The sequence below is a fragment of the Candidatus Zixiibacteriota bacterium genome (assembly GCA_036397555.1).
Lineage (GTDB): Bacteria > Zixibacteria > MSB-5A5 > WJJR01 > WJJR01 > DATKYL01.
In genome coordinates, this window is the sequence record DASWIS010000008.1 from 642,826 (window position 1) to 664,000 (window position 21,175).

15 protein-coding genes are annotated in these 21,175 nt (G+C 61.2%); 11 read left to right on the forward strand and 4 right to left on the reverse strand.

What is annotated here, in order from left to right:
- Positions 1 to 31 precede the first annotated feature (31 nt).
- The 4 genes from VGB22_04375 to VGB22_04390 all read right to left on the reverse strand — a co-directional run bounded on the left by VGB22_04375 (position 32) and on the right by VGB22_04390 (position 5,628).
- Positions 32 to 1,183 (reverse strand): hypothetical protein, encoded by a 1,152-nt coding sequence (locus VGB22_04375; GenBank protein HEX9750515.1) that lies wholly within the window; start codon positions 1,181 to 1,183, stop codon positions 32 to 34.
- Complete coding sequence (locus VGB22_04380; protein ID HEX9750516.1) at positions 1,170 to 2,525, reverse strand: tetratricopeptide repeat protein; 1,356 nt, start codon at positions 2,523 to 2,525, stop codon at positions 1,170 to 1,172. The genes VGB22_04375 and VGB22_04380 overlap by 14 nt, the downstream gene beginning before the upstream one ends.
- 59 nt (positions 2,526 to 2,584) lie before the next feature.
- Positions 2,585 to 3,622 (reverse strand): CsgG/HfaB family protein, encoded by a 1,038-nt coding sequence (locus VGB22_04385; protein ID HEX9750517.1) that lies wholly within the window; start codon positions 3,620 to 3,622, stop codon positions 2,585 to 2,587.
- A 101-nt stretch (positions 3,623 to 3,723) separates the two neighbouring features.
- The gene (locus VGB22_04390) at positions 3,724 to 5,628 is read right to left on the reverse strand and encodes a serine/threonine-protein kinase (GenBank protein HEX9750518.1); all 1,905 of its coding nucleotides are present in this window, start codon (positions 5,626 to 5,628) and stop codon (positions 3,724 to 3,726) included.
- Positions 5,629 to 5,797: 169 nt separating this feature from the next.
- Between VGB22_04390 and VGB22_04395 the strand changes: the two genes are divergently transcribed.
- The 11 genes from VGB22_04395 to VGB22_04445 all read left to right on the forward strand — a co-directional run bounded on the left by VGB22_04395 (position 5,798) and on the right by VGB22_04445 (position 21,036).
- Entirely contained in the window at positions 5,798 to 7,186 is a 1,389-nt protein-coding gene (locus VGB22_04395; GenBank protein HEX9750519.1) for a cohesin domain-containing protein, read from the forward strand.
- A gap of 94 nt (positions 7,187 to 7,280) precedes the next feature.
- Positions 7,281 to 12,869, forward strand: a complete 5,589-nt coding sequence (locus VGB22_04400) for a PKD domain-containing protein (GenBank protein HEX9750520.1) — start codon at positions 7,281 to 7,283, stop codon at positions 12,867 to 12,869.
- Positions 12,870 to 12,944: 75 nt separating this feature from the next.
- Positions 12,945 to 13,112, forward strand: coding sequence for a hypothetical protein (locus VGB22_04405; protein ID HEX9750521.1), 168 nt, complete (start codon positions 12,945 to 12,947; stop codon positions 13,110 to 13,112).
- A gap of 50 nt (positions 13,113 to 13,162) precedes the next feature.
- The gene (locus VGB22_04410; protein ID HEX9750522.1) at positions 13,163 to 15,514 is read left to right on the forward strand and encodes a TIGR03936 family radical SAM-associated protein; all 2,352 of its coding nucleotides are present in this window, start codon (positions 13,163 to 13,165) and stop codon (positions 15,512 to 15,514) included.
- A gap of 42 nt (positions 15,515 to 15,556) precedes the next feature.
- A complete protein-coding gene (gene hutI, locus VGB22_04415; GenBank protein ID HEX9750523.1) occupies positions 15,557 to 16,825 on the forward strand; it encodes an imidazolonepropionase in 1,269 nt (422 codons plus the stop codon).
- On the forward strand, positions 16,822 to 17,325 hold the full coding sequence (locus tag VGB22_04420; protein ID HEX9750524.1) for an LptE family protein: 504 nt from the start codon (positions 16,822 to 16,824) through the stop codon (positions 17,323 to 17,325). The genes hutI and VGB22_04420 overlap by 4 nt, the downstream gene beginning before the upstream one ends.
- Positions 17,326 to 17,436: 111 nt before the next feature.
- A complete protein-coding gene (locus VGB22_04425) occupies positions 17,437 to 18,393 on the forward strand; it encodes a PorV/PorQ family protein (protein ID HEX9750525.1) in 957 nt (318 codons plus the stop codon).
- Between the two features lie 42 nt (positions 18,394 to 18,435).
- Positions 18,436 to 18,903, forward strand: coding sequence for a hypothetical protein (locus VGB22_04430; protein HEX9750526.1), 468 nt, complete (start codon positions 18,436 to 18,438; stop codon positions 18,901 to 18,903).
- Positions 18,904 to 18,926: 23 nt separating this feature from the next.
- A complete protein-coding gene (locus VGB22_04435) occupies positions 18,927 to 19,373 on the forward strand; it encodes a GNAT family N-acetyltransferase (GenBank protein HEX9750527.1) in 447 nt (148 codons plus the stop codon).
- Positions 19,366 to 19,920: a hypothetical protein gene (locus VGB22_04440; GenBank protein ID HEX9750528.1), complete on the forward strand. Its 555-nt coding sequence runs from the start codon at positions 19,366 to 19,368 to the stop codon at positions 19,918 to 19,920. Before VGB22_04435 ends, VGB22_04440 begins: the two co-directional genes overlap by 8 nt.
- A 12-nt stretch (positions 19,921 to 19,932) precedes the next feature.
- Complete coding sequence (locus VGB22_04445) at positions 19,933 to 21,036, forward strand: hypothetical protein (GenBank protein ID HEX9750529.1); 1,104 nt, start codon at positions 19,933 to 19,935, stop codon at positions 21,034 to 21,036.
- The last annotated feature ends 139 nt before the right edge of the window (positions 21,037 to 21,175 follow it).

Genomic DNA, 21,175 nt, shown 5'->3' on the forward strand with positions numbered 1-21,175 from the left:
TCATCACCGCAATTTGTTTCCTGTGAGTGGATCAGAGTTGAATTGTTAGACGTTCGACGATTTCGAATCCCGACAAATCGAGCCGATCATACGACGCCGATCCATCGGCCGATCCGCTCCAGACTCTGACACCGCCGCCGAGAGTGGCGTTGTCGTGGACTTTGAAATCGGCGCCGCCTCCGAAGCCGATCAGCCGCGCCGCGTCCTGATACAACGGGTCGGACGAGGCGTAATCATTCGCGCCGACAAACTTCCCCTCAAGTGCAATCCATGCGGAAACGGCCGGGGTGATCATCATGTGCGGACTGAGCAGAAACCGGAATTCCGAGCCATTCGTGTTGTGTGTTTCCTTCACCAACTCGGATTGATCGGGATCGAGACGGCGGTCCTCGCCGCGTATAATGTAACGCAGGCCCCCTTCGTACATCATTCTGCCGCGCACGCCCTGTCCATGCCAGCGCAGGTCGATTTGGCTGCCCTCGCGGAAGATCGCCTCCCCGTCGGCCTGATCATCGGTAAAGCCCACAAGGATAACGTCCGCCGACATCGAGCCGCCGTTGCGCCAGCGACGATCCGCGCCAACGGTGAAGACCCATCGTGATCCGGGTTTGTAGTCCAGGGGCGTTTCGTACGGGCTGTACTCGCCGTTGATCAGCAGTCCGATTGACGACCCCACGGCCCACGGTCCCGCCGGAGCCGCAACACCCAACTCACCGAACATGCCGAATCCTTCTCCCGGCAATTTCAGTGGAAAGTTGAATATGTCCGATGCCAGCCAGCCGACCAGTTGCTGTTCGGCGCGTGTCAGTTGCGTTTTCCCGGTCGGCAGCGAAACCCCGCCCGCCAACAGGATGCGTCCATCGGCAAACGATCCTTCCACCTCCACCCGTGAATCCAACAATCCGCCGAGATTGTCGCCGTCCACATCCCAGTCGGCCGAGGAGTGAGATGCGCCGGAGTACACGGTCAGGCCGATGTTTTGGCGCAAAGGCGCGCGCAACATCAAAGGAGCGTGCAACTGCGCAATCTTGAAATCTTCATCCCCGCTGATTGTCCATGACAGGTACGTCAAGCCCTGACTGACCACCGTCGGAACCGACACCGCAAGCGGCGCCTGTGCTCCGGCGTTCCCGGCGCACACAGCGAGCGCGCACCAAACGCCAATGACCTTACGGCCGATCATCAAAGTGTCCTCGGATAATAACCGACGTCGGTGCCGGCGGCGGTGTCCTTGGCTGATCGCCGCGCGATGCCGTGCCGACTTCGGGGATGAATCCCGTGTTGCGGCTCTGCGTCGATAACCGGTCCCGTGGGTCGGTGAATTGCTCGGTCCACTCGGTGTTCTCCGAAGTCGATTCTCGGAATTGGTCGAGACTACCGGATTCACCGCCGGCCGCAGCGGCCGACAGGAGTTTGGCGTTCTGTGCGCTCTGTTTTGCCGCCGCAAAGTGCGGATCCAAATCGGCGGCGCGCTCGAATTCCCTGAGCGCATCTCCGTACAAGCCCCGATCCTGAAGGTCAAGCCCCCGCGCGTAGGCCAGAAATGCCACGAACGATTCGGTCGGCAATGCGTCGATCGAGTCCCTGTCCGCCTCCGAGAGCTTGAAGCCCAGACGGTCGGAAACATCGACGACAATCCGCTTTTGCATACGGAACAACTGGCTGAGTTCACCGCTTTGTTCTTCGGTGATCTGCACATTGCCGGTTTTTGTCGAGACCAATTGCGGATCGATGAGCAGACGGCCATGTGTCAATTCCGAGGCGTCGCCACCGAGCACATGAGCCGCGCCGAGCAGCTTGCCGAGGCGCGGCGCACTGGATGAATCAAACGCCGCCGTCTGGGATATCTCCAGCTCCTCCAGCAGCTTCTGCGTCTGGAGTCGCTCGACCACACGCAGACCGGGGACCTTGGAGAAGTCGGTGACCAACATCTCCGCCAGCCCCTTCGCCAGCGGTCGCAACGATTCGGAGAGCAGTAGGGAGTTGAAGTAGACGACGCCGATGGTCGAATCCGAATACCGGCCCGGCTTCAGCTCATTCTCGCGGGCGATCTGTTCTTGCGCGAATGTCTGTGCGCGATGTCTGCGCAACGTCTCGATGCGCATCGCGACATCGGCCGCCGCCGGCCCGTGTCCGCTTTTGATGTCCAAATACAGTTGATAACGGCGCAGTGCCTCTTCGACCTTGCCATCGCCTTCGGCGATGTACCCCAGATACAAATGCGCAGCGGCAAGGCGTGGATCCAGCGTCAGCGCATCGCCGAACGATTTTTCCGCCTCGACGATCAACCCGGAACGGTACTGTGCTTCACCGAGACGCGCGCGGATTTTCGCATTCGTCGGTTTCTCGATGGCGAGCACGGTCAAAAACGACATGGCGCGCTCGTAATCGCCCTCCCGCATGGCGGTCGATGCCAAGCGGCTGCTGCTGGAGGCGCAGCCGCCGGCCAACAGGATGGCGAGTCCGGCTCCGCACAGCCACAGCGCCGCGCCTGACGACGTACGGCAGCCCTCGGAATTCCTCATCACGGCCATTACGAATACCGGCCACGCGGCCACGTGTCAATGATCGAGTTTCGGCCGCTTCAGCCCCCGGTCGCGAGCATGAGCGGCTCCAGTGCTACCAAACGGTTGCGCGCGGCCTGGTGTCCCGGATAGGCGGCCAGCGCTTCCTTGTATGCGGCAAATGCCTCCGTGAGCATTTGCTCGTCTTCGTAGTTGAGGCCGCGCGTATAGGCCAGGACGGCGTCCAGCGGCTGACGGCCCTCGTCACGGATGGCCCGTTCTACGGATTTCTGGATCGTGACGTCAAGGTGGGCGAATATCTTCAGAGCCAGTTCTGCCTGCAGTTTGGCGAAATCCTTTGGTTTGCCCTCGACTTTGTCGGCTTTGAGCAATTCGCCGGTCTCGGTTTTCACCAGTCGCGCATCGATGCGCATCTTGCTGTTGGAGAGTTTGGTGAAAGAGCCCATCAGCAGCACGTGGGCGCCCAACAACTTGCCGACTCGCACCGCGCTCTGGTCCTCGAAGTATTCAGACTGCTCAAGTTTGATCTCGTCGAGGATGTATTGGATCCGTTCGCGTTCGACAACTTGCAATGTAGTACACGTCGTACACGTGGCCAAATCAGTCACCAGCATGGCAGAGAGCCCTTTGGAAAGCCCATCGAGCTTCTCTTTGTCGACGACCGAGGTATTCTCAAAATACAGCACCGCCAGCGTCTTGAGACCTGGGTCGGGACGATCACCAGACCGGCGTTCCTCGTCGACTTTCAGCCACACACGCTGCACCTGCGGCGGCTCGACCTTCAGGTCGAGTTCGAAGTCCGGGTCGATCTCCAGGACCTTTCGCAGATACTCCTCCGATTGATCGAGAAAGCTCTTCCCGGCGGTGGCTTTGGCCAGCAGCAGATACACCTCCTTCGCTTCCGGCTTTGCCAGCGATGGTTGCTCGGCCAGTGTCGTCAGAAGGTCGATGACCTCGGCAAACTTCCCCTGGTTGTACAGCTTTTTCGCCTGCGTGAGCGACTCCGGGACGTCGGCGGTGGCCACCAGCGGCTGCGCCAGCAACCCCAGGGCCAGCCCCAAGAGAATGGTCCATCGCGTCACTGTCTGTTTTTTCATGCGAATCCCTCCGTCATGAGTACGGTACGGGTCGTCCGGTTGACGTAACCCTCATTATACACATCCCGCAGGCGCAAGCGTATCACGTAATCCGGAAACGGTTATGGCGAGTCCGCACCGATTGGGATCATCCGGCCATGAAATTCTGTGCGTCCCGCCGTCACGCGGACAATGTGCATGCCGCCATCCAGAAGATATCCGTCCAATATCAACTCGATCCGATGCGGCCCGACGACAATGTCGCGCAGATCGACCGGGGTCCCATAGGGCAGTTCGACGCCGTCCAATGCAATCTTCGCCGATCCCGCTCCGCCGACAATGTCTGCCGACACACTGAGACGTCCGCGCCCCTCGCCATAGAACAATTCCAGCCGACGGTCCCCCTCGGCGATGGTGATTGTGTCGGTCCAGAGTCCCTCGCCGATCTGCCAGCGGATGGACCGCGTTCCTTTCATTGCCGCCGCCTGAATCGGCAGCGATCCGCCGTGCGGCCGTCCGTCGATCCACACCTGATCGACACGCCGGCGCAAATCAAATGGGACGATGTCGATGGTCAGATTGTGCTGCACCGGCGGCGGTTTCGTCTCGGATCCGGACCGCGGCTGAGATTCGCCGCCGCTGCCATCGAGCGGGCGATCTTCCGCAGCGACTAATAATTTCCTGGCCGAGGGCGTCGTCGACAACACCACGGCGAAGCGTGCCGAGTCGGAATCGACAAATGCAGAGCGCTCGCCTTCGACCAGCGTGTCGCCTCCGGGGCCAAGGCCCAAAATGCTTACCCCAATCAGCGAACCATCCGGCACGAGCATCTGCGCCTGGATGAGTCCGCTCGTGACCGTCAGGGCCTGGGATTGTGGAATGACCATGGAATCATCGACAGACAGTTCGAGTCTGTCGATGTGCTCCAGCAACGCCGGATTGTCGATCTCAGTCGTCACGAACATCACAAACTCAGTTGGCGCGGCGGCCGGTTGGTTTTTCATCCACGTGAACCATGCGGCGACCAGCACAACGATCACAACGACGCCGAGAATGGCATACCGTGCGCCGTGCATCCTCCTTCGGGGCGGCAGCTCCGGACCCTTCGCCGGCCGTCGCAATGTCTCCGCACGACGATTGGGCGCGTCGGCACCGGGGAATACCGTGGCTTCGTCCACACCGGCAAGAGGATGCCGGGGAGTGCTCCGACCCTTGATCGCGCCGGAGACGGCCTCGGCGAATTCACGCGCGTTCTGGAAACGCAGATCGGGCGGTTTGGCCATGGCTTTCCGGACGACGTCATCAAGCGCCTCCGGCACCCGCCCATTGGTCGCCGAAGCTCGCGGCGGCTGCTGTTCCAGGTGCATAGTCATCATCTCGTATTCGTTTTCGCCCTGAAACGGCCGAACTCCGGTCAACAATTCAAAGAGCGTCACCCCAAGCTGATAGATGTCGGTCCTCGCATCGACATCGCCGCCCTTAATCTGCTCAGGCGCCATGTACGGCAGGGAGCCGGTCGCCATCCCGGTTCGCGTCTTGGCGGAAACACCGAGGATCTTGGCGATTCCGAAATCCGTGACTTTGACCTGGCCATCGTCAGTGAGCAGAATGTTCGACGGTTTGATGTCGCGATGGATGACCGGCAGCGGACGGGAATGGGCATAACCGATCGCCGCGCACGATTGCCCGATGATCCGGCCGACCTGTTCGAGCGGCAACAGGCCTTCCCGGCGCACATGAACTCCGAGATCGGAACCATTGACATACTCCATGACGATGAAATGCTCATTGCCTTCGACCAGGTAGTGCAGCAGCCGGGCAATGTTCGGATGATCGAGATGCGCCAGAGCCCTGGCTTCCGATTGAAGTTTTTCGAGCAGTCCCGGCTGATCCAACAGCTCCGGGCGCAGCGTTTTGAGACCGACGATTCTTTCCAGGCGCAGATCGACGGCTTTGTAGAACGTGCCCATACCGCCCTCGCCCCGTTTCTCGAGGATGCGGTAGCCGCCGACCGTGCGATCGATCATGTGCTGAACCTGCCCAAACCAAGCTGGGCCGAAACGAACGAAACAACGTATCGGCGCACTCTGAAAGGTGTCAACATACGAATTGCCTGCAAATGCGGCTACCGGATCGCGCAACGCGATGACGTGAATGGCCTTGACACACCTTGCATAACGGGAAAGATTGCCTCTGATGCGAACGGTCGACTCAAGCGCCTGGCACTATGTTCGGAGCATGCTGTTATGCCTCCTGGCGGCGTGTTTCGCCCCCGGATGCTCACTGGCCGATCGCTCAACTGCACCGGCAACGGAAACAGTTCTGAAAATCCGGCTGACCGATCCATCGCCGCAGTTGGCATCGCTGATCAGCATTGTGACATTGTCGGTGTGCGAGGGTTTTGACACCACCTGTACGGCGTCGGTGGATACGAGCGCACTCGAAGGCGGCGAAGTCGAGTTTCGACTGGACCCCGAAAATCTGGGCCTGTCCACCTTCGTGCTGCGGGCGTTCACGTCCGGCGACATCCTGTTGTTTCGCGGCTGGGATACCTTACGCATCGCCGAGTCGTTCCGCGACACGCTGAACATTCGCCTGTGGCCGACCGTATTAATGCTGCGCCCGTCGCCGTTGTTCCAGCGCGTCTCGCTGCTCGGCGGATCATTGGTCGATGTGTCCGTCGACGTGCACAATGTCGACACGCTGTTTGGAGCGTCGTTCCGGCTCTTTTACGACACCGCCCTGCTCAGTTTTGTGGGTGACGAAGAAGGGGACTTCCTGAAGGGAGGCGATCCCTCCGCAGAACTCATCTCGCTGTCGCTCGATGAGGGGGAGGGATACATCGCCCATGCGATCTCACGGACGCGGCAGACAGGCGGCGACCAGTCCGGCGTCTCCGGATCAGGCCGGTTGGTGACGTTTACATTTGACAAGAAGAAGGCCGGTACGGCCGACATCACGCTGGGAGGCGCGATCCGCCTCGAGCGGCCCAATGGCGCGCTCGTGACCGGATTCGACGCGCTCATCCTGGAAACGGGGCAGGTCGAAATCACCACTCAACTGCTCGCGGCCGACATGCTGCTGCCGTTGAGTGACGGCAACCGTTGGACGTACGCCCGGTTCAAGCGTGAATCCTCCGGAATGAGACAGACCGGAGACGTCACAATGAGAGTCGCCGGGAGCGCGGTCGTCGACGGCGGTGCCTATCGTCGCCTGAGGCAATCCGACGGAAGCGAGAGTCTCGCGCAAGCGACCGATAGTGGAACAGTCATCGGGTTCTACGGCGACGGCGCCTGGCGCGATGATGTCTGCTTTCGCTATCCGGCGGATATTGATGATGGCTATCAATATGTGTCGCTGGCGACGGGTGAAGTGTCGAGCGTCAACGTGTCAGCCGAGTCAATCTCCGTTCCTGCAGGGACATTCGACTGCTTGGTCTATGTCCGGTCCGATGAAACCTACGGTACGCGCGAATGGCACTTTGCCCCGGGTGTCGGCCTGGTACACACCAGCCAGGGGAAACCGGACGAGGCCGTGGCCGGACAGACGTCCTGGGGTCTCGTATCGTACTCGATTGTCAACTGAGCATTCGGAGAGGCGCCGACTCGTCGCGACCGTCGGTTCAGGGGGCTGCGACCTTCCGATCGGGTGCGTCTCTTAAGTGGTCAGGAATCTCTGCGTGACCCGCCGTGCCATCATCACCATCGCCGTTCTCGCGCCCACAGTCCTTCTCAGCGCGCGCAGCTCGACAGCACAGGACTCGCTGAAGATCGGAACTGTCGTCCTCACTCCCGGCGCGCCTGGCCAGGAGATACCGATTTATCTGCAGAATACTGCGTCCCTCAGCAGCGTTCGCGTGCCGCTGGAAATTCGCGCCTTCAGCACATACCCCACGAGTCTCGCTCTGGGGTATGGCGACCGGCTCCCGTTGCCCGGCCCTCTGGACGCGACTCTGATTTGGGATCACTTCGGCGATACACCGATGGGCTGTTATCCCAGCATGGTTCTGGCCTCCGGCGCGGCGCCGGTGAGTTTGACCGGGCTGCGTTGGGGCTTCATGCTTTGGCGCGAAGACCTCAATCCCACCAACATGCTCGGACCGGGCACCGATAGCGACGGCTCGATGAAGCTGATCGTCGACATCCCCCCCGGCATTGGGACTTTTACGATCGACACGGCCTGCATCGCGCCCAGCACCTCCATTCAGTTCATAGACGATCTGGGTATGAATCGCGACGTCAGTTTCGTGAAGGGCAACGTAACCGTCGATAATCGGCCCGTCATTGTTCCCATTCCTCCCCAATTCGTCAACGAAGGCGACCTCCTCGAGATCACCGTGAGCGCGACCGATGCCGACGGCACGTTTCCGGTCTTATCGGTTCTGGCGCCCGACATACCGCCGAATGCCAGTTTCATCGACTTAGGCAGCGGCAACGGGACCTTTTCGTTCGCACCGGACTACTCGCAGGCCGGAGTCTATAACGTCCGATTCTTCGCCAGCGACGGTCTGTTGCCGGACACCGAGGTCGTCATGATCACAGTTGTCGACGCAGCGCCCCCGGGATCGGCGGATTCGATCATCGTCGGTTCCAAAAGGGTTGCCGCCGGACAGACAGATAGTGTCTTCGTTCGACTCGTCAATCGCACACTGACGGTTCAAAGGATGACAGTGCCGTTGCGGATCGACGCGGGCACGACCGGATCGTTCATCACCGAACTGGCAATCCAATATCGCGAGCGTCTCGGCGTCGCAGGCGTGATGGATGAATCAGTGGCCACGGCCCGATATGCCAGTGTCGAACCGGGCGTCTCCTGCTACGGCGAAATCGGCTTCGGCGGCGCATTCGCCTCGAACGACACCAGCATGCATCCGGTCGTTTCCTCCCCCGAAGGGGTTCTCTACAAACGCGACGCCGGGTTGGCCGCGGGGCCCCTGGCGCCGGAGGCCGACGTCGGCGGCTCGATGATGTTGCGGTTTGCCGCCAACGACAGCGCCGGTACGTTTACCATCGATCGCACCTGCATCGGCGTGGGACCGACAGACACAGTCGGTCTCTTCGATGGGACAGCCGAGTACGGCGTATCGTTCGTTCCCGGTGTCATCACCATCAACTCTCCCCCTGTTGCACACGACACCTGTGTCAGCGTCATCGTCGACGAGACGCAACAGATGGAGCTTCCGGCGACGGACGCTGACGATGACCCGTTGAGCTACGCGATCACCGGCGGCCCCATTGTGGGCGATACCAATTTCTTCAGCGCGGCCGACGGCAGCTTCGAATACATCGCCCCGTTGCTGCCGGGCACCGACACGATCTATTTCGTGGTCGACGATGGATACAACTCGTCGGACACCGGCTATGTCTGCTTCGAAATACTGAGCGCTCTGCCGGACACGTTCTGGGTTGACAGCGCGACCGGCGACGACTTCGACAACGACGGCTCCGAGGAGTTCCCGCTGAAGACGATTTCGAAGGCGATGGGACTGCCGATCCCGAATCTCGTCGTGATCGTCGGGCCGGGCACCTATCCCGAGCGCGTGTTGTATCCGCAAAATCAAAAGGTCCGGCTCGTCTCCGAAGAGGGACCGTTTGCGACGCGCATTGTCGGCGACGGCAGCGGCGACGGATCGGCCGTCGTTCTGAATGCCGGCAATGTCGATGATGTTCAGGAATTGATCGGGTTTACTGTGGCGGCAAACGTCGTGACGGACTCTGACTGCGACGGCTGCGCCGGGGGGATCACCGTTCGCGAGCCGACACGTGGAAATGTCATCAACTGCGTCATCACCAGGAACGCAGGATTGAATGCTGCCGGGGGTATCGAGTACCAGGGAGGCGCCCCCGGCGTGATCGCCGGAAACTGGATCGTGGACAACGAGGCGGACAACGTCGCCGGAGCCGTGGCGCTGTATGCAACGGCCAACGTGACGTTCCTGAACAACACCGTTGCCTATAACAGCACGACAGGCAAAGACCACGCGGGGCTGTTTGTCTCCGGCGTTACGCTGATCGATACGTCCTCGATACTGTTTTTTCAGAATAACATCATCGCCTTCAACGCGCCCGGATACGGATTGTACGCGTTGGCGGAATCGGAGCCGTTTCCCGAAATACTGCGGAACTGCGTGTACTTTGGCAACGGGAGCGGCAACGCCGTTCCGCCCAATTTCACCTCTCTGTCGGATTGGAAGTTCACCGATCCGTTGTTCCTTGGCGCCGCCGCCGGCGACTACCATCTGACTTGCCCCTCCCCGGCGCGAAATGCGGGGTACCCATTCATCCCTCCGGGAGGCGGATTCGATCTCGATGGACAGAGCAGGCCCAACGAAGGGGCGATCGACATTGGCGGCGATGAATTCTATGACGATCACAAGGTCGCGAGGTTCAGCCCGAGCGACACGTCGGGGTGCGTGCCGTTGGCCGTCACCTTCGTAAACTCCTCCGAGTGCCTTGATGAACAGTTCGCGTGGACATTCGGGGACGGAGGCAATTCGACGCTGAAGAACCCGACACACTCGTTCGTTAATCCCGGCGACTACACCGTCCGCCTCATCGCGTCCGGTGACTTGGATGCCGACACGGCGTTTGGAACGATATACGTCGCCGCGCCGATCACCGGCGATTATACCATGAGCGCACCCGACGGATGCGCCCCGCATGCCGTCACGTTCGGTTTCACCGCCGGCGCCGAGGTCGACTCGATCCATTGGTCGTTCGGCGACGGCGGGTCATCGACGCAACCCGCGCCGACGCACATCTACAACACTCCCGGAGTGTACGGCGTCCGCCTCACGCTCGTCAACGCCTGCGACACGATCACCATCACGAAAGCCGACTCGATTCGCGTCGGCATGCGACCCGATGTCGCCATCGTGTCCTCCTACGATACGGCGGTGCCCCCTGTCTGCAATCCGCACACGGTGGACTTCGATTACATCAGCGATCGCCCGATCGTGGCGTGGTCGTGGGACTTCGGTGACAACACGACGTCGTCGGACTCGACGCCATCGCACACCTATGCCGAGGGCGACACGTTCAGTGTGCGCCTGATTGTGCAGGGCGAATGCGGAGCCGACACGGCCATCCGGCAAAACTACATCAAGTTGGTCCCTCGCCCGACGGCCCTTCCCCGGACCGATACGCTCTTTGGCTGCGCCGGTGTCGACACGATCGCTTTGATCGGAAACATCACCGGGGCCGTGTCGACGAGCCGCTGGCTGTTCGGGGACGGGGATAGTGCCAACGGAAGCAATGCCTCACATCTCTATGCCGAAGTTGGACGGTACCTGCCAAAGCTGATTATCACCCATGTCTGCGGGACGGACACAGTCCCGATCCCGGACTCTCTCACCATCGGCTCGATACCGCAGGCGGTATTCGATCTGAGCGCCGACAGTCTCTACGAGCCGGAGCTGGTCCAATTCACCGATCAATCGGGAAACAATCCGACCCAATGGTCGTGGCAATTTGGTGATGGAGCGGTTTCCGCTCTGCCGAGCCCGGCCCATGCCTACGCGCCGGGAGTTTACGCGGCGGGAATGTGGGTGTCAAATCCATGCGGCGCCGATACGTCATCGGAGCGGACGATTCGCGTCGGCGGTTTTCGCGCCGCCATCCTCGATTCTCTGGGCGCATCCGACGACACAGTGCGCTACTCATTCGAGACAGACACATTGATTCTGCCGTACGACCATCCGCTCTATTTCTCCGCCGGATTGACCCCCGTGCCGTCGCGCGGCAGCGTGTCGTTTCAGTTTTCTTCGCAGGGGGACGTGCCGCCGACAGCCGATGGCATCCTGACCGTGGCGCCGACATCCGACGTGCCGTCGGGAACGTACGAGATCACGCTGTGGGCGGTCGACTCGCTCCGAAACATCATCAAAGCCGCGGTCCGGCCGTGGAACCGCGTGGCCAGGTCACTCATCGAGATTGCGCCGGTGCCGCTGGACTTCGGGCGCCTGCTGGTCAACAGTTCCATCATGCGCACGCTGACCGTCGTCAACGAAGCGGCCGTCGGTTCCGAGATTCTCGTGCGATTGGAAAAGCCGACATTGGTCGGATCGATGTACACGATGAATGCCGATTCGGTTACGCTGGCACCCCAGGCATTCGTCAATTGGATCGTGTCATTCCGTCCCACCACGACCGGCAATCTCCCCGGCTCCGTGCGCATCCGCTCCAATGATCCGGCCGCCCCGGATACGACGATTATGCTGACCGGCCGTGGCGTATCGGAGCTGATTCCACCGCTGGTGACGGCGACGATCCCCGGGGCGGATCAGGAACATTTGGTCAACGGCACACTCCGGGTGGAATTCGATGAGAACATGGTCTTCGGAGGTTTGGACACCGCCGTGCTTGTCAGCAGCCGCAAGGCCGGCCAGATCTCCGGCACCACGATCACAACCGCACGCACCCTCACCTTCGTGCCGGGCGCCTGGTTTCCCCCGGATGACACGGTAACTCTGACGGTCAGAGCCGTGATCACCGACAACAACGGAAACCGTCTCGATGGTGACGGCGATCGGATCGAAGAGGGCTCACCCGCCGACGATTTCGTGCTGCGTTTCTTCACGGGCCCGGCAGTGTATCCCGGCGACGCCAACCATGACGGTCGAGTCGATGAAGCCGATGTTCTGCCGCTGGGACGCTATTGGCGGCTCCTGGGTCCGTCGCGCCCGGCGGCGTCCAACGCGTTCTTTCTTCAGCCCGCCTTCTCGTGGAACCCGCGCGCGGCGACTCACGCGGATGCCAATGGAGACGGCGAAGTCGACTCGCTGGACATCTGCCCGATTGCCGAGCATTTCGACTCCGATACCGGCTTGGCCAAGACTCTGATGGCCGAGTGGATTTCCGAGGCGTCGACCTTTCCCGAGGGGATAGTGGACGCGCTCCTGGCCGCGCTGGAGTACTGCCCCGGAGAAGGTCCCGGTCATGCGGCGCTGGGCGGGATGCTGCGGGAGATTCGGACCAGACACCTCGTGCCGGAGGACTACACACTGGCCCAGAACTACCCCAACCCGTTTAATCCATCGACGGTCATCTCGTTTTCGCTCCCTGTGCGTTCGATGGTCACGTTGTCGATCTATGACGTACTTGGTCGCCGCATCATGACACTGCTGGACGAGGAGCAGCCACCCGGAACACACTGGGTCGGCTGGGACGGGACCGATGAACGAGGGGTTTCGATGGCAACCGGGATTTACTTCTACCGTATCGCGACAGGGCGCTTTTCGTCGACACGCAAGATGTTGTTGCTTAAATAGCCCGACCCTGGGCCGAATCGGGGTGGCGGCAATCATCGCGCGGACCTATATTGTCCGCTTGCAAAGGAGTAGACCATGGCCAAAGCACGGACTTTCGCGGATAAGTTCAAGAAGGTCGGCAAAGACGAGAGCCGCCAGGTCGTCAAAATCGTGACCCCCGAAAAACTCGAGTCGGGCGGCTGGAAGTTCCGAACGCGCGTGGTGGTCGTCACCGACGAGAACAAGAAGGAAATCTTCGGTTAAGCACCAATCCTCTCGTGGGCGCAGACGTTTTGTCTTCACGGTCCGCCACGATGCCGTCGTCCGCCGCCGACTCCCAAAGTGGGCGAACGGGGGAATCGCCGTTTCGATTCGCCGGCCCCGCCTCGCCTGCTGACGACGCCTTTTTCTATCACATCCTCAAACCCGGCCGTTACCTCGGCCGTGAATTCGGCATCGCGCCGCGGTCGCACGGACGGTCGGTTGCGTTGGTGTATCCCGGTTCGTACGAGGCGATGTTCGCCGACGCGGGTTGGCGCCGGGTCAGTGTCCAATTGGCGTCAACAGAGGGCATCGACTGCATGCGCGCATTCGACTATGGTCCCGATCTGTGGATCAAGATTGCCGAGACCCAGTGCGCGCCCTTCGCTATCGATGGGCGCCGCGATCTCCTCACCGTCGACGAAATCGTCTTTTGGGCCGCCGACGTATTGGCGGCAGCACGCATCCCATCGGTCATGCGCAAAATCGGGCGGCCACGGCACGCGCGGCTGGGTGTCATCACGTCGGGAAGCTGGGCGCCCCGATTCCTGATCGGGCATGCCGATTGGGTCGCGTCCAGTCAGGGTGGTTGGCTCTCGACATCGATCATCGAACTGTTGCGGGGTGCATCGAACGTTCCCTCGGATGTTTGCGACGCCCGTGACGCTGCGCTATGGGACAAGTATTGGGATGGTCGGCGTCCCTTTCCCGAACCGAGTACGACGCCACAGCGGTACACCGCGCCCGTCCTGTCCAAAGTCGACATCGGGGAGGATTGCGTCGACGTGGACCTGGAGCGCGTCAACACGCATGGCCAATTGGAATGCCGCTCTCAGACCGCACTCGTGTCGGATGCGCACAGCGGATTGCGCGCCAGTGGTGTTGACGGTCTGCGGTTTTGCACTGTCGGCGACGGTGATGCGGCAACGCTCGCCGCGGCACTGACCGACCTCGGACGGGTATTCAACACACGCACGGTTCGTGCCCAGTGGCCCGCCGTATGCGTCGATGACTTCAACACGTACTGGTCGGGCATCAAGCCGCACTTGATAAAGCCCTCATTCCCGCTGCTGCTGGCGCACGATTCTGATATTGCCGGTTTGCAGAACGCCGGTCATCGGGCGCTGAACGCCGGATGGCAGTCGCTCGCGCTGGTCATGCGGTTTGCTTCCTTCGCCGAGGCGATTGCGCTCATCGAACCCGCTCGGGCGATAATCGAATCGTGGGCCCAATCAGCGAATGGTTTTGCCGACCGCCGCTCGTTGCGCCTGCACTTCGATCCGGCGGAAATCAGCGAGTGGACCGACGCACCGAATGTTCCCGGAGAGGACGATTGGCGCGGGATCGTCGCCGAATTCCGGCATTTCTGTGAGGCGATGTCGCGCCCGGCGTCTTGCAAACGTTTCGGCCTGGATCAGATCATCGTGCGCAACCTCCTGGCTGTGTCGGGACCGAAAATCTGGGAACCATTAGCGCTGCTCGACCTGCCCGACCGGGAAGAGCCCGAAATCCCGCCATTCGACTGGCTCTCGTGGTATCGCAGCCAGTCGGGGATGTCGACCGTGCCGGAGTCGCAGTTCTCCCGCATCGCGCCCTGTCCGAAGCCGCTGCCGCATTCTGAGGATCGCGAGGAAACTCATATCGCAGACGTCGGCGAGTCGTCGATCGAGTCCTTCGGGCGGCGCAAACGGCGCGCGGCGCTCACGCGACGGCTGGCGGCACCATTGCGCATGCGCATGAGAGTCCGATGGTCCAAAGACGGATCGTGGCGGTTGTATTCGCATCTGGACATGGTGCGCATCATCGAGCAGTCGATCCGTCGCGCCGGCATCCCGGCGGCGTATTCGGAGGGATTTCACCCGCGTCTCAGAGTGTCGTACGGCCCGCCGTTGCCGTTCGGGATGACCTCCGACGCGGAATACTTCGATATCATTCTGAATGAAGATTGCGATGATTCGCATGCCGCGGCGTTGCGCGACGTCATGCCCGAGGGCATATCCATGGTCGAACACCGTGCCATGCCGACAAACATGCCGTCACTATCCGAGTCGATCAACGAGCAGGAGTTTTCGGCGTTGTTACCGCTTGATGCAAATGTCGCCGCACAGTTGGTCGGTGCGTTCCAAGCCGCGCCACGGGTGGAGTGGCGTCGCCCCGACCGTCCCGAGCGCAAGCCAGTCGACCCCCGACGCTCGTTGCGTAAAATCAGCCTTGAGCCGGTCGCTGAAGGCATCGAGTGGGTGCAGCACGTCACGATCGGGGGTGAGGGTTCGATCCGTCCCGCCGATTGGGCGGTCTTGTTGTTTGGACTGTCACCCGAACAGCTCGCGCAGACGATCCTGTGCCGCCGAAACCTCATCTGCCGACGCGGCACACAGGCAAAGTCGCCATTTGAAATCGTCTAACCTCACGTTCACAGCAGACGCTGGCTGGCTGCGCCTCATGCGATGATCAGAGCCGATCTCGTCATTTACGGCGCCCGGCAACTGGTGACGCTCGCGGACGTGACAGTCCCGCCGGGACCGCGTCGCGGACACGATCTGGCGGAGTTGTCGGTTATCGAACAGGGAGCGCTGGCTGCCAGGGACGGCAAGATTGTATGGATCGGACCCGCCGACGCACTGCCCCGTCAGGTTTCCCAATTGTCGGGCTGTGGTGTCTTCGACGCCACCGGGCATGTCGTCACGCCCGGACTCGTCGATCCCCACACTCATCTGGTCTTCGCCCGCGGACGCGCCGTCGAGTTCTCCCAGCGGGCCGCGGGGAAAAGTTACAGCGAGATTGCCCAGGCGGGGGGAGGGATCGCCCGCTCGGTGGCCGACCTCAGAGCCGGTGCGTTCGACGAGCTGTGTCGCAACGCCGGAAAGATTGCATCCCGGATGTTGACTTACGGAACGACAACCGCTGAAGCAAAGAGCGGGTACGGCCTGGATCTGGAACATGAACTGAAGATGTTGCGCGCCATCCGAACCGTGGACTCGTCCCACGCGATCGATCTCGTGCCGACGGCATTGCCCGCGCACACCATCCCCGTCGAGTACCGGAGCAGACCGTCCGACTATGTCGATCTCGTCTGCCATGAAATCCTGCCGGCGGTTGCACGTGAGAAGCTGGCTGTGTTCAATGATATTTTTGTCGAATCCGGCGCCTTCAGCATCGCTTGGGCCGAACGCATCCAGTCAGCCGCTGCCTCGCTCGGATTCGGACTCCGGTTTCATGTCGATCAACTCAGCCCGATGAAGGGTACCGAACTGGCGGTGCGGCTGGGGGCTATCTCTGCCGACCACCTCGATTTCATCTCCGACGATGGAATCCGGTGCCTCGCCGACAGCACGACGATCGGTGTACTGATCCCCGGGGTCTCTTATTTTCTGGATTGCACGCAGCGTCCCCCGGCGCGGCGCATGATCGAAGCCGGTGTCGCCGTTGCGCTGGCGACCGACTGCAACCCCGGCAGCAACATGTGCGAATCGATGACGCAGACGATGAATCAGGCATGTGTTCTCTACAGAATGTCTCCCGAGGAAGCGCTCACCGCCGCGACCGTCAACGCCGCATGGTCGCTTCAGCGTGCCGATCGCATCGGCTCGCTGTCGGTCGGGAAACAATGCGATTGTGTGATATGGGATACCGACGATTACCGGGATTTATCCTATCATTACGGCGTGAATCTCGCGGTTCATGTCATCAAGAACGGGATGCGCGCGGCCCCATGAGTCGGACAACGGCACTGTGCTCCTGTGTAGCGGCGACCGGCCTGATGGCGCTGGGTTGTGCGCCGTACTCCTTCACCGGCGGACGGACCGCGCTGGTCAATAGCGTCCATGTCAGCGTCTTCGAAAACGAAACTCCCGAATTCGGAATCGAGGAAGCGCTCACGAAGGGAATTATCGAGGGATTCTTAGACGACAATCAAATTCGTGTCGTCGAACCCACCGCCGCCGAGGCGATCCTATCCGGACGGGTCGTTCAGTATGAACGTCGCGCCTATACTTTCGACGAGACGGACCGCGTCACCGAATATATCGTCGAAATCTGGGTCACGGCGAATCTTGCCAAACAAGGGAGCGGCGGGCCCGAATCGATCTGGAGCATCGAACGCCAGCGCGGGTTCGGCATCTACAACGCCGACAACGAGGACGAACAGGCCGGACAGCAGCGCGCCATCGACAAGATCGGCGAGGACCTGCTCAACCGCACGATCAAGAGCTGGTGACAGCGTCGATTCGGCATTCGAACGGAACTGCCGTCGCGCCACTGTGTTCAAGAGAGTTGTTGCCCCCCGCGAACGAATGAGTACAATACGTTCGAAGCTGCCGGAGATCTGATGACGAATCCTCGAGTACCGTGTAAGCAGTTGCTGCTGGCGCTATCGCTGACCGCAGCAGCAGCCGGCGTTTCAGCGCGCTCATGGGCTGCCGAACCCGGAAAGGCCGGTTATCTCTTCCTGACAGTCGGTCCGGATGCCCGCGCCGAAGGAATGGGAGGCGCCCAGACCGCAGTTGCCGATGGTCTCTCTGCGATCAGCTACAACCCGGCATCTCTGGCCGATGCCCGGCCGCGCGACTGGACTTTGTCCTACACCAACTGGGTCACAGACATCCAGAGTGGGTTCATGGCCGCCGCAATACCGATTGGATCGGGCCTGATGATGGCGGCCGGCATTCAATACTTTGATTACGGCGATTTTGACGGTTTCGACGGAGATGGCGTGGCGTCCGGACAGTTCGGCGCATCCGACTTCTCTGGGGCGCTGACTGTGGCCGGTCGGGTCGGCGCGCCGGCTGCCTGGGGCGTAACGGGCCGGTTCATCAGCGAATCGATCGACAGCGAATCGTCAACGGGTTTTGCGCTCGATGCCGGGGCGCGATATGAGTTGGGCGACGGACGCACACGCGTTGGCGCATCGATTCGCCACTTGGGATCGCAAACAAAGGCGCTCGGCGGCGGGAAGAAGGATGACCTGCCGGTGACTGGTACATTCGGAATTGCCCATCGGCTGCGAGGCGCGCCGCTCCTCGCCGCGCTGGATATTGTCAAACCCAGCGACGATGACTTCGGATTTCTGGGTGGACTGGAATTTGCCGGTCTGAAACCGTTGACTCTTCGTGCAGGATACAATTCTCTGACCGGACAAATCGAGACCGGTTCGGGCCGCGACGATCTGGCAGGGTTCAGCATCGGCATCGGTATCCTGCTGCGCGGCATGATGCTCGACTATGCCTATGGTTCGCTCTCTGTGCTGGGCGACTCACACCGGTTCGGGCTGCGCTCGGCGATCTAAGACCATTCGAGACCCGGCTATCGCGTTTCAGCGGGAGTTACGATGAACGACGATCGCTTCATGGAGCGAATCGTTGCGCGTGCAGCCGTGCTCGCTGCCCTCTGGGTCGTAGCCGGCTGTCCAGGTACGAGTCGTCCCGATGCGAAGAGCACCGTCCACGCATTCTTTGCCGCCCTTCATTCCGATGACACCACCGCTGTGCAGGCGTGCCTGGATTTGTCTGCCGCGGCCCGGAGTGTCCGTGACGAGTATCCCGACCTGTTCGGTCCCTCTGACAGTCTCAACCCGGACCCTGGGGCGACCTTGCTGATTGCGTTGTCCGGTGACGGCATCGTGCGCCGGCGCTGGATGGAGGATCAAATTGTCCTCGGGAAGGAAACGGTTCGGGGAGACACCGCCCTGGTGGAAGTGTCGTTTATTGATCGGGTGACACGCGTGCAATACTATAACAAGATGCGATTGGAATACCGCACGGACCGCTGGGTCATCACCCACTTCCGCACCCCATGAGATCCCCGGATGCCCAGCCCGACTTGAACGACGAGAGACGAATCGAGATCGCCGCCCTTCGGCCCGGCCACCTGACCGCGCTCATCGAATTGTGGACACAGTCAGGTCTGGAAGTCCGTCGGGGCGGTCGTGACGCGCCGGCGGAATTGCAGCGACAATTGTCGCGCAATCCCGAGGGGTTTATCGGCGCGTTTGTTGCGGGGCGGCTCGTCGGTTTCGTGCTGGCAACCGATGATGACCGTCGCGGCTGGATCAACCGTCTGGCGGTGCATCCCGATTACCGGAGACAGCGGCTCGCACGGCGGCTGATTGCCGCCGCAGAAGACGTGTTGAAACGACGGGGAATGAGGATCATGGCCGCCCTCATTGATGATGAAAACATTGCGTCCATCGCGACATTCACCGCCGCGGGATACGTCGATATGCCCGATGTCACCTACTACTCCAAGCGGGACGACCCGGATGTCTGAGAATGGTGTCAGTCTTGCACGGACACGCTGTGCCGCTCAGACTCGCACACTCCTCGCGGTGCTCATCCTGGTCGGGTCCGTGTGCCGTGATACCAAGGCACAGCCAACAGTGACTTTGCCCCCGCGCGTGACCATCCGACAATTCATCGAATCCGGATCGTTCGATTCGGCGCAGGCACGCATCGATTCGGTGTTGTCGGGAGATTCGACCCTCGCCTGGCCATGGCTGATGCGTGACGACATTGCGCGCCGACTCGAGAATCCCGCCAGGCGGCGTCATGCGCTGCAGGAAGCGCTGCAACGATCACCCGAGGGACGCGAAGTCCGTCTGCGACTGGCTGAATTCTTCCTGTCGGCGTCGTGGCCCGACAGCGCGCGGCCGCATATCACATGGCTCGAAAAATCCAGTGCGGAACCGGACCTGCAGACCCTGTTTCTCATTGGCCGATTCGCCGAGCAGGCCGGTATGCCCGATTCGGCGGTGCAGTGTTACATGCGCGTGTGGGATGAAATCGACCGCCGGAAGCTGTTTTGGCTGATCGAGTGACGAGATCGTCGAATGAGAATCGTGTCTGAAGGTCAGGTCCGGCGGCGGCCGTATTGGCTGCTGATCGCACTGCTGGTCGGAAGTAGCTCGCTGTCGAAAGCGGATGAGCTGCCCGCGCTGCTGATCGATGCCGGTGATCGGGTCGGCGCCATGCGTCTGTCAACACTCGACACGCGTTCAGACAGTATCCTCGCACCCGGACCGCCGACCGTATACCTGTTCTGGGCAACCTCGTCTCCGGCCTCGATCCAGGCGCTGGGTGATTTGGCGGCATGGACCGCCCGGACCAGAGTTCGTTGGCGATTCGTCCCCCTCAACATCGACGCGCGCACTCCTGCCGAAGCGGATGCCGCGCGAACTGTCACGATCGCGCGGACCTCAGGATACAAAGATGATCCCGTCTGGATCGACTCCGGATTGGCTGTCTCGAAGCGCTTCGGTCTGATCAGCGTGCCCACGACGATTGTGTGTGAACTCGGAGGGCGTGTCCAATCAGTCGAGCGCGGATGGGATCACAGTGTGACAGAGCGATTGAAGACTCTTTTCGGACAAATCGGGGATCCGCCTGCGACAGGAGCCGAGCCAGACACCGCGCAGATCCGTTGCGATGCGTACATCGCAGAATTGAGACGACTCTTTGGTATGGGGCGCTATCTGATGGCGTCCGAGACGATCCGCCGACGTCGGGATGACTGCATCGGCACGGCATTACCACACGTCTACGCTGCACTCGCGTGCTTGCAGACGCAGTCGTTGCCCTGCCTGCGCGCTGCGGTCGGCGCTGCCCGACGGCAAGCTCCTCACAGCCCGCTGACATCTCTGCTCCAATCGGCCCTCGCATTCTACGACGATAAAATGGATACCTGCCTTCAGCACGCCGCCGATGCCATCTCGATGGACTCGACGCTCGCGCCGGCGTGGGGGCTTCTGGGCAGAGCCGCGCTGGCGTCCAACGACACGGCCCAGTCTGCACGGGCTCTGTCGGCGCTGGAACAGATCAACCCGTATCATCCCACACTGGAATTATTGCGTGCCGAGCGGGAGATGCGCCGGGGTCGGTCTGCCGAATCCGCCGCGCGGCTGCGGCGACTGATACAGAGTCGCCGTACCTTCTAAGATCGCAAGGAACTCCATCGCCGTGTTTTGCCCGAGGGCGGTTGAATCCGTTGCCCACAGATTGTATAATGCATTGCGCCCGGCCTCGAGCCGGGCGTTGTTGTGGACGATAGATCATACAGACTTACGGGAAAACCAG

Coding starts and splice junctions, on each gene's coding strand:
- VGB22_04390 (HEX9750518.1), bottom strand. CDS start 5,628: ATGATCGATCGCACGGTCGGCGGCTACCGCATCCTCGAGAAACGGGGC.
- VGB22_04410 (HEX9750522.1), top strand. CDS start 13,163: ATGCCGTCGTCCGCCGCCGACTCCCAAAGTGGGCGAACGGGGGAATCG.
- VGB22_04440 (HEX9750528.1), top strand. CDS start 19,366: ATGTCTGAGAATGGTGTCAGTCTTGCACGGACACGCTGTGCCGCTCAG.
- VGB22_04395 (HEX9750519.1), top strand. CDS start 5,798: ATGCGAACGGTCGACTCAAGCGCCTGGCACTATGTTCGGAGCATGCTG.
- VGB22_04380 (HEX9750516.1), bottom strand. CDS start 2,525: ATGAGGAATTCCGAGGGCTGCCGTACGTCGTCAGGCGCGGCGCTGTGG.
- VGB22_04385 (HEX9750517.1), bottom strand. CDS start 3,622: ATGAAAAAACAGACAGTGACGCGATGGACCATTCTCTTGGGGCTGGCC.
- VGB22_04430 (HEX9750526.1), top strand. CDS start 18,436: ATGAACGACGATCGCTTCATGGAGCGAATCGTTGCGCGTGCAGCCGTG.
- hutI (HEX9750523.1), top strand. CDS start 15,557: ATGATCAGAGCCGATCTCGTCATTTACGGCGCCCGGCAACTGGTGACG.
- VGB22_04405 (HEX9750521.1), top strand. CDS start 12,945: ATGGCCAAAGCACGGACTTTCGCGGATAAGTTCAAGAAGGTCGGCAAA.
- VGB22_04420 (HEX9750524.1), top strand. CDS start 16,822: ATGAGTCGGACAACGGCACTGTGCTCCTGTGTAGCGGCGACCGGCCTG.
- VGB22_04375 (HEX9750515.1), bottom strand. CDS start 1,183: ATGATCGGCCGTAAGGTCATTGGCGTTTGGTGCGCGCTCGCTGTGTGC.
- VGB22_04425 (HEX9750525.1), top strand. CDS start 17,437: ATGACGAATCCTCGAGTACCGTGTAAGCAGTTGCTGCTGGCGCTATCG.
- VGB22_04445 (HEX9750529.1), top strand. CDS start 19,933: ATGAGAATCGTGTCTGAAGGTCAGGTCCGGCGGCGGCCGTATTGGCTG.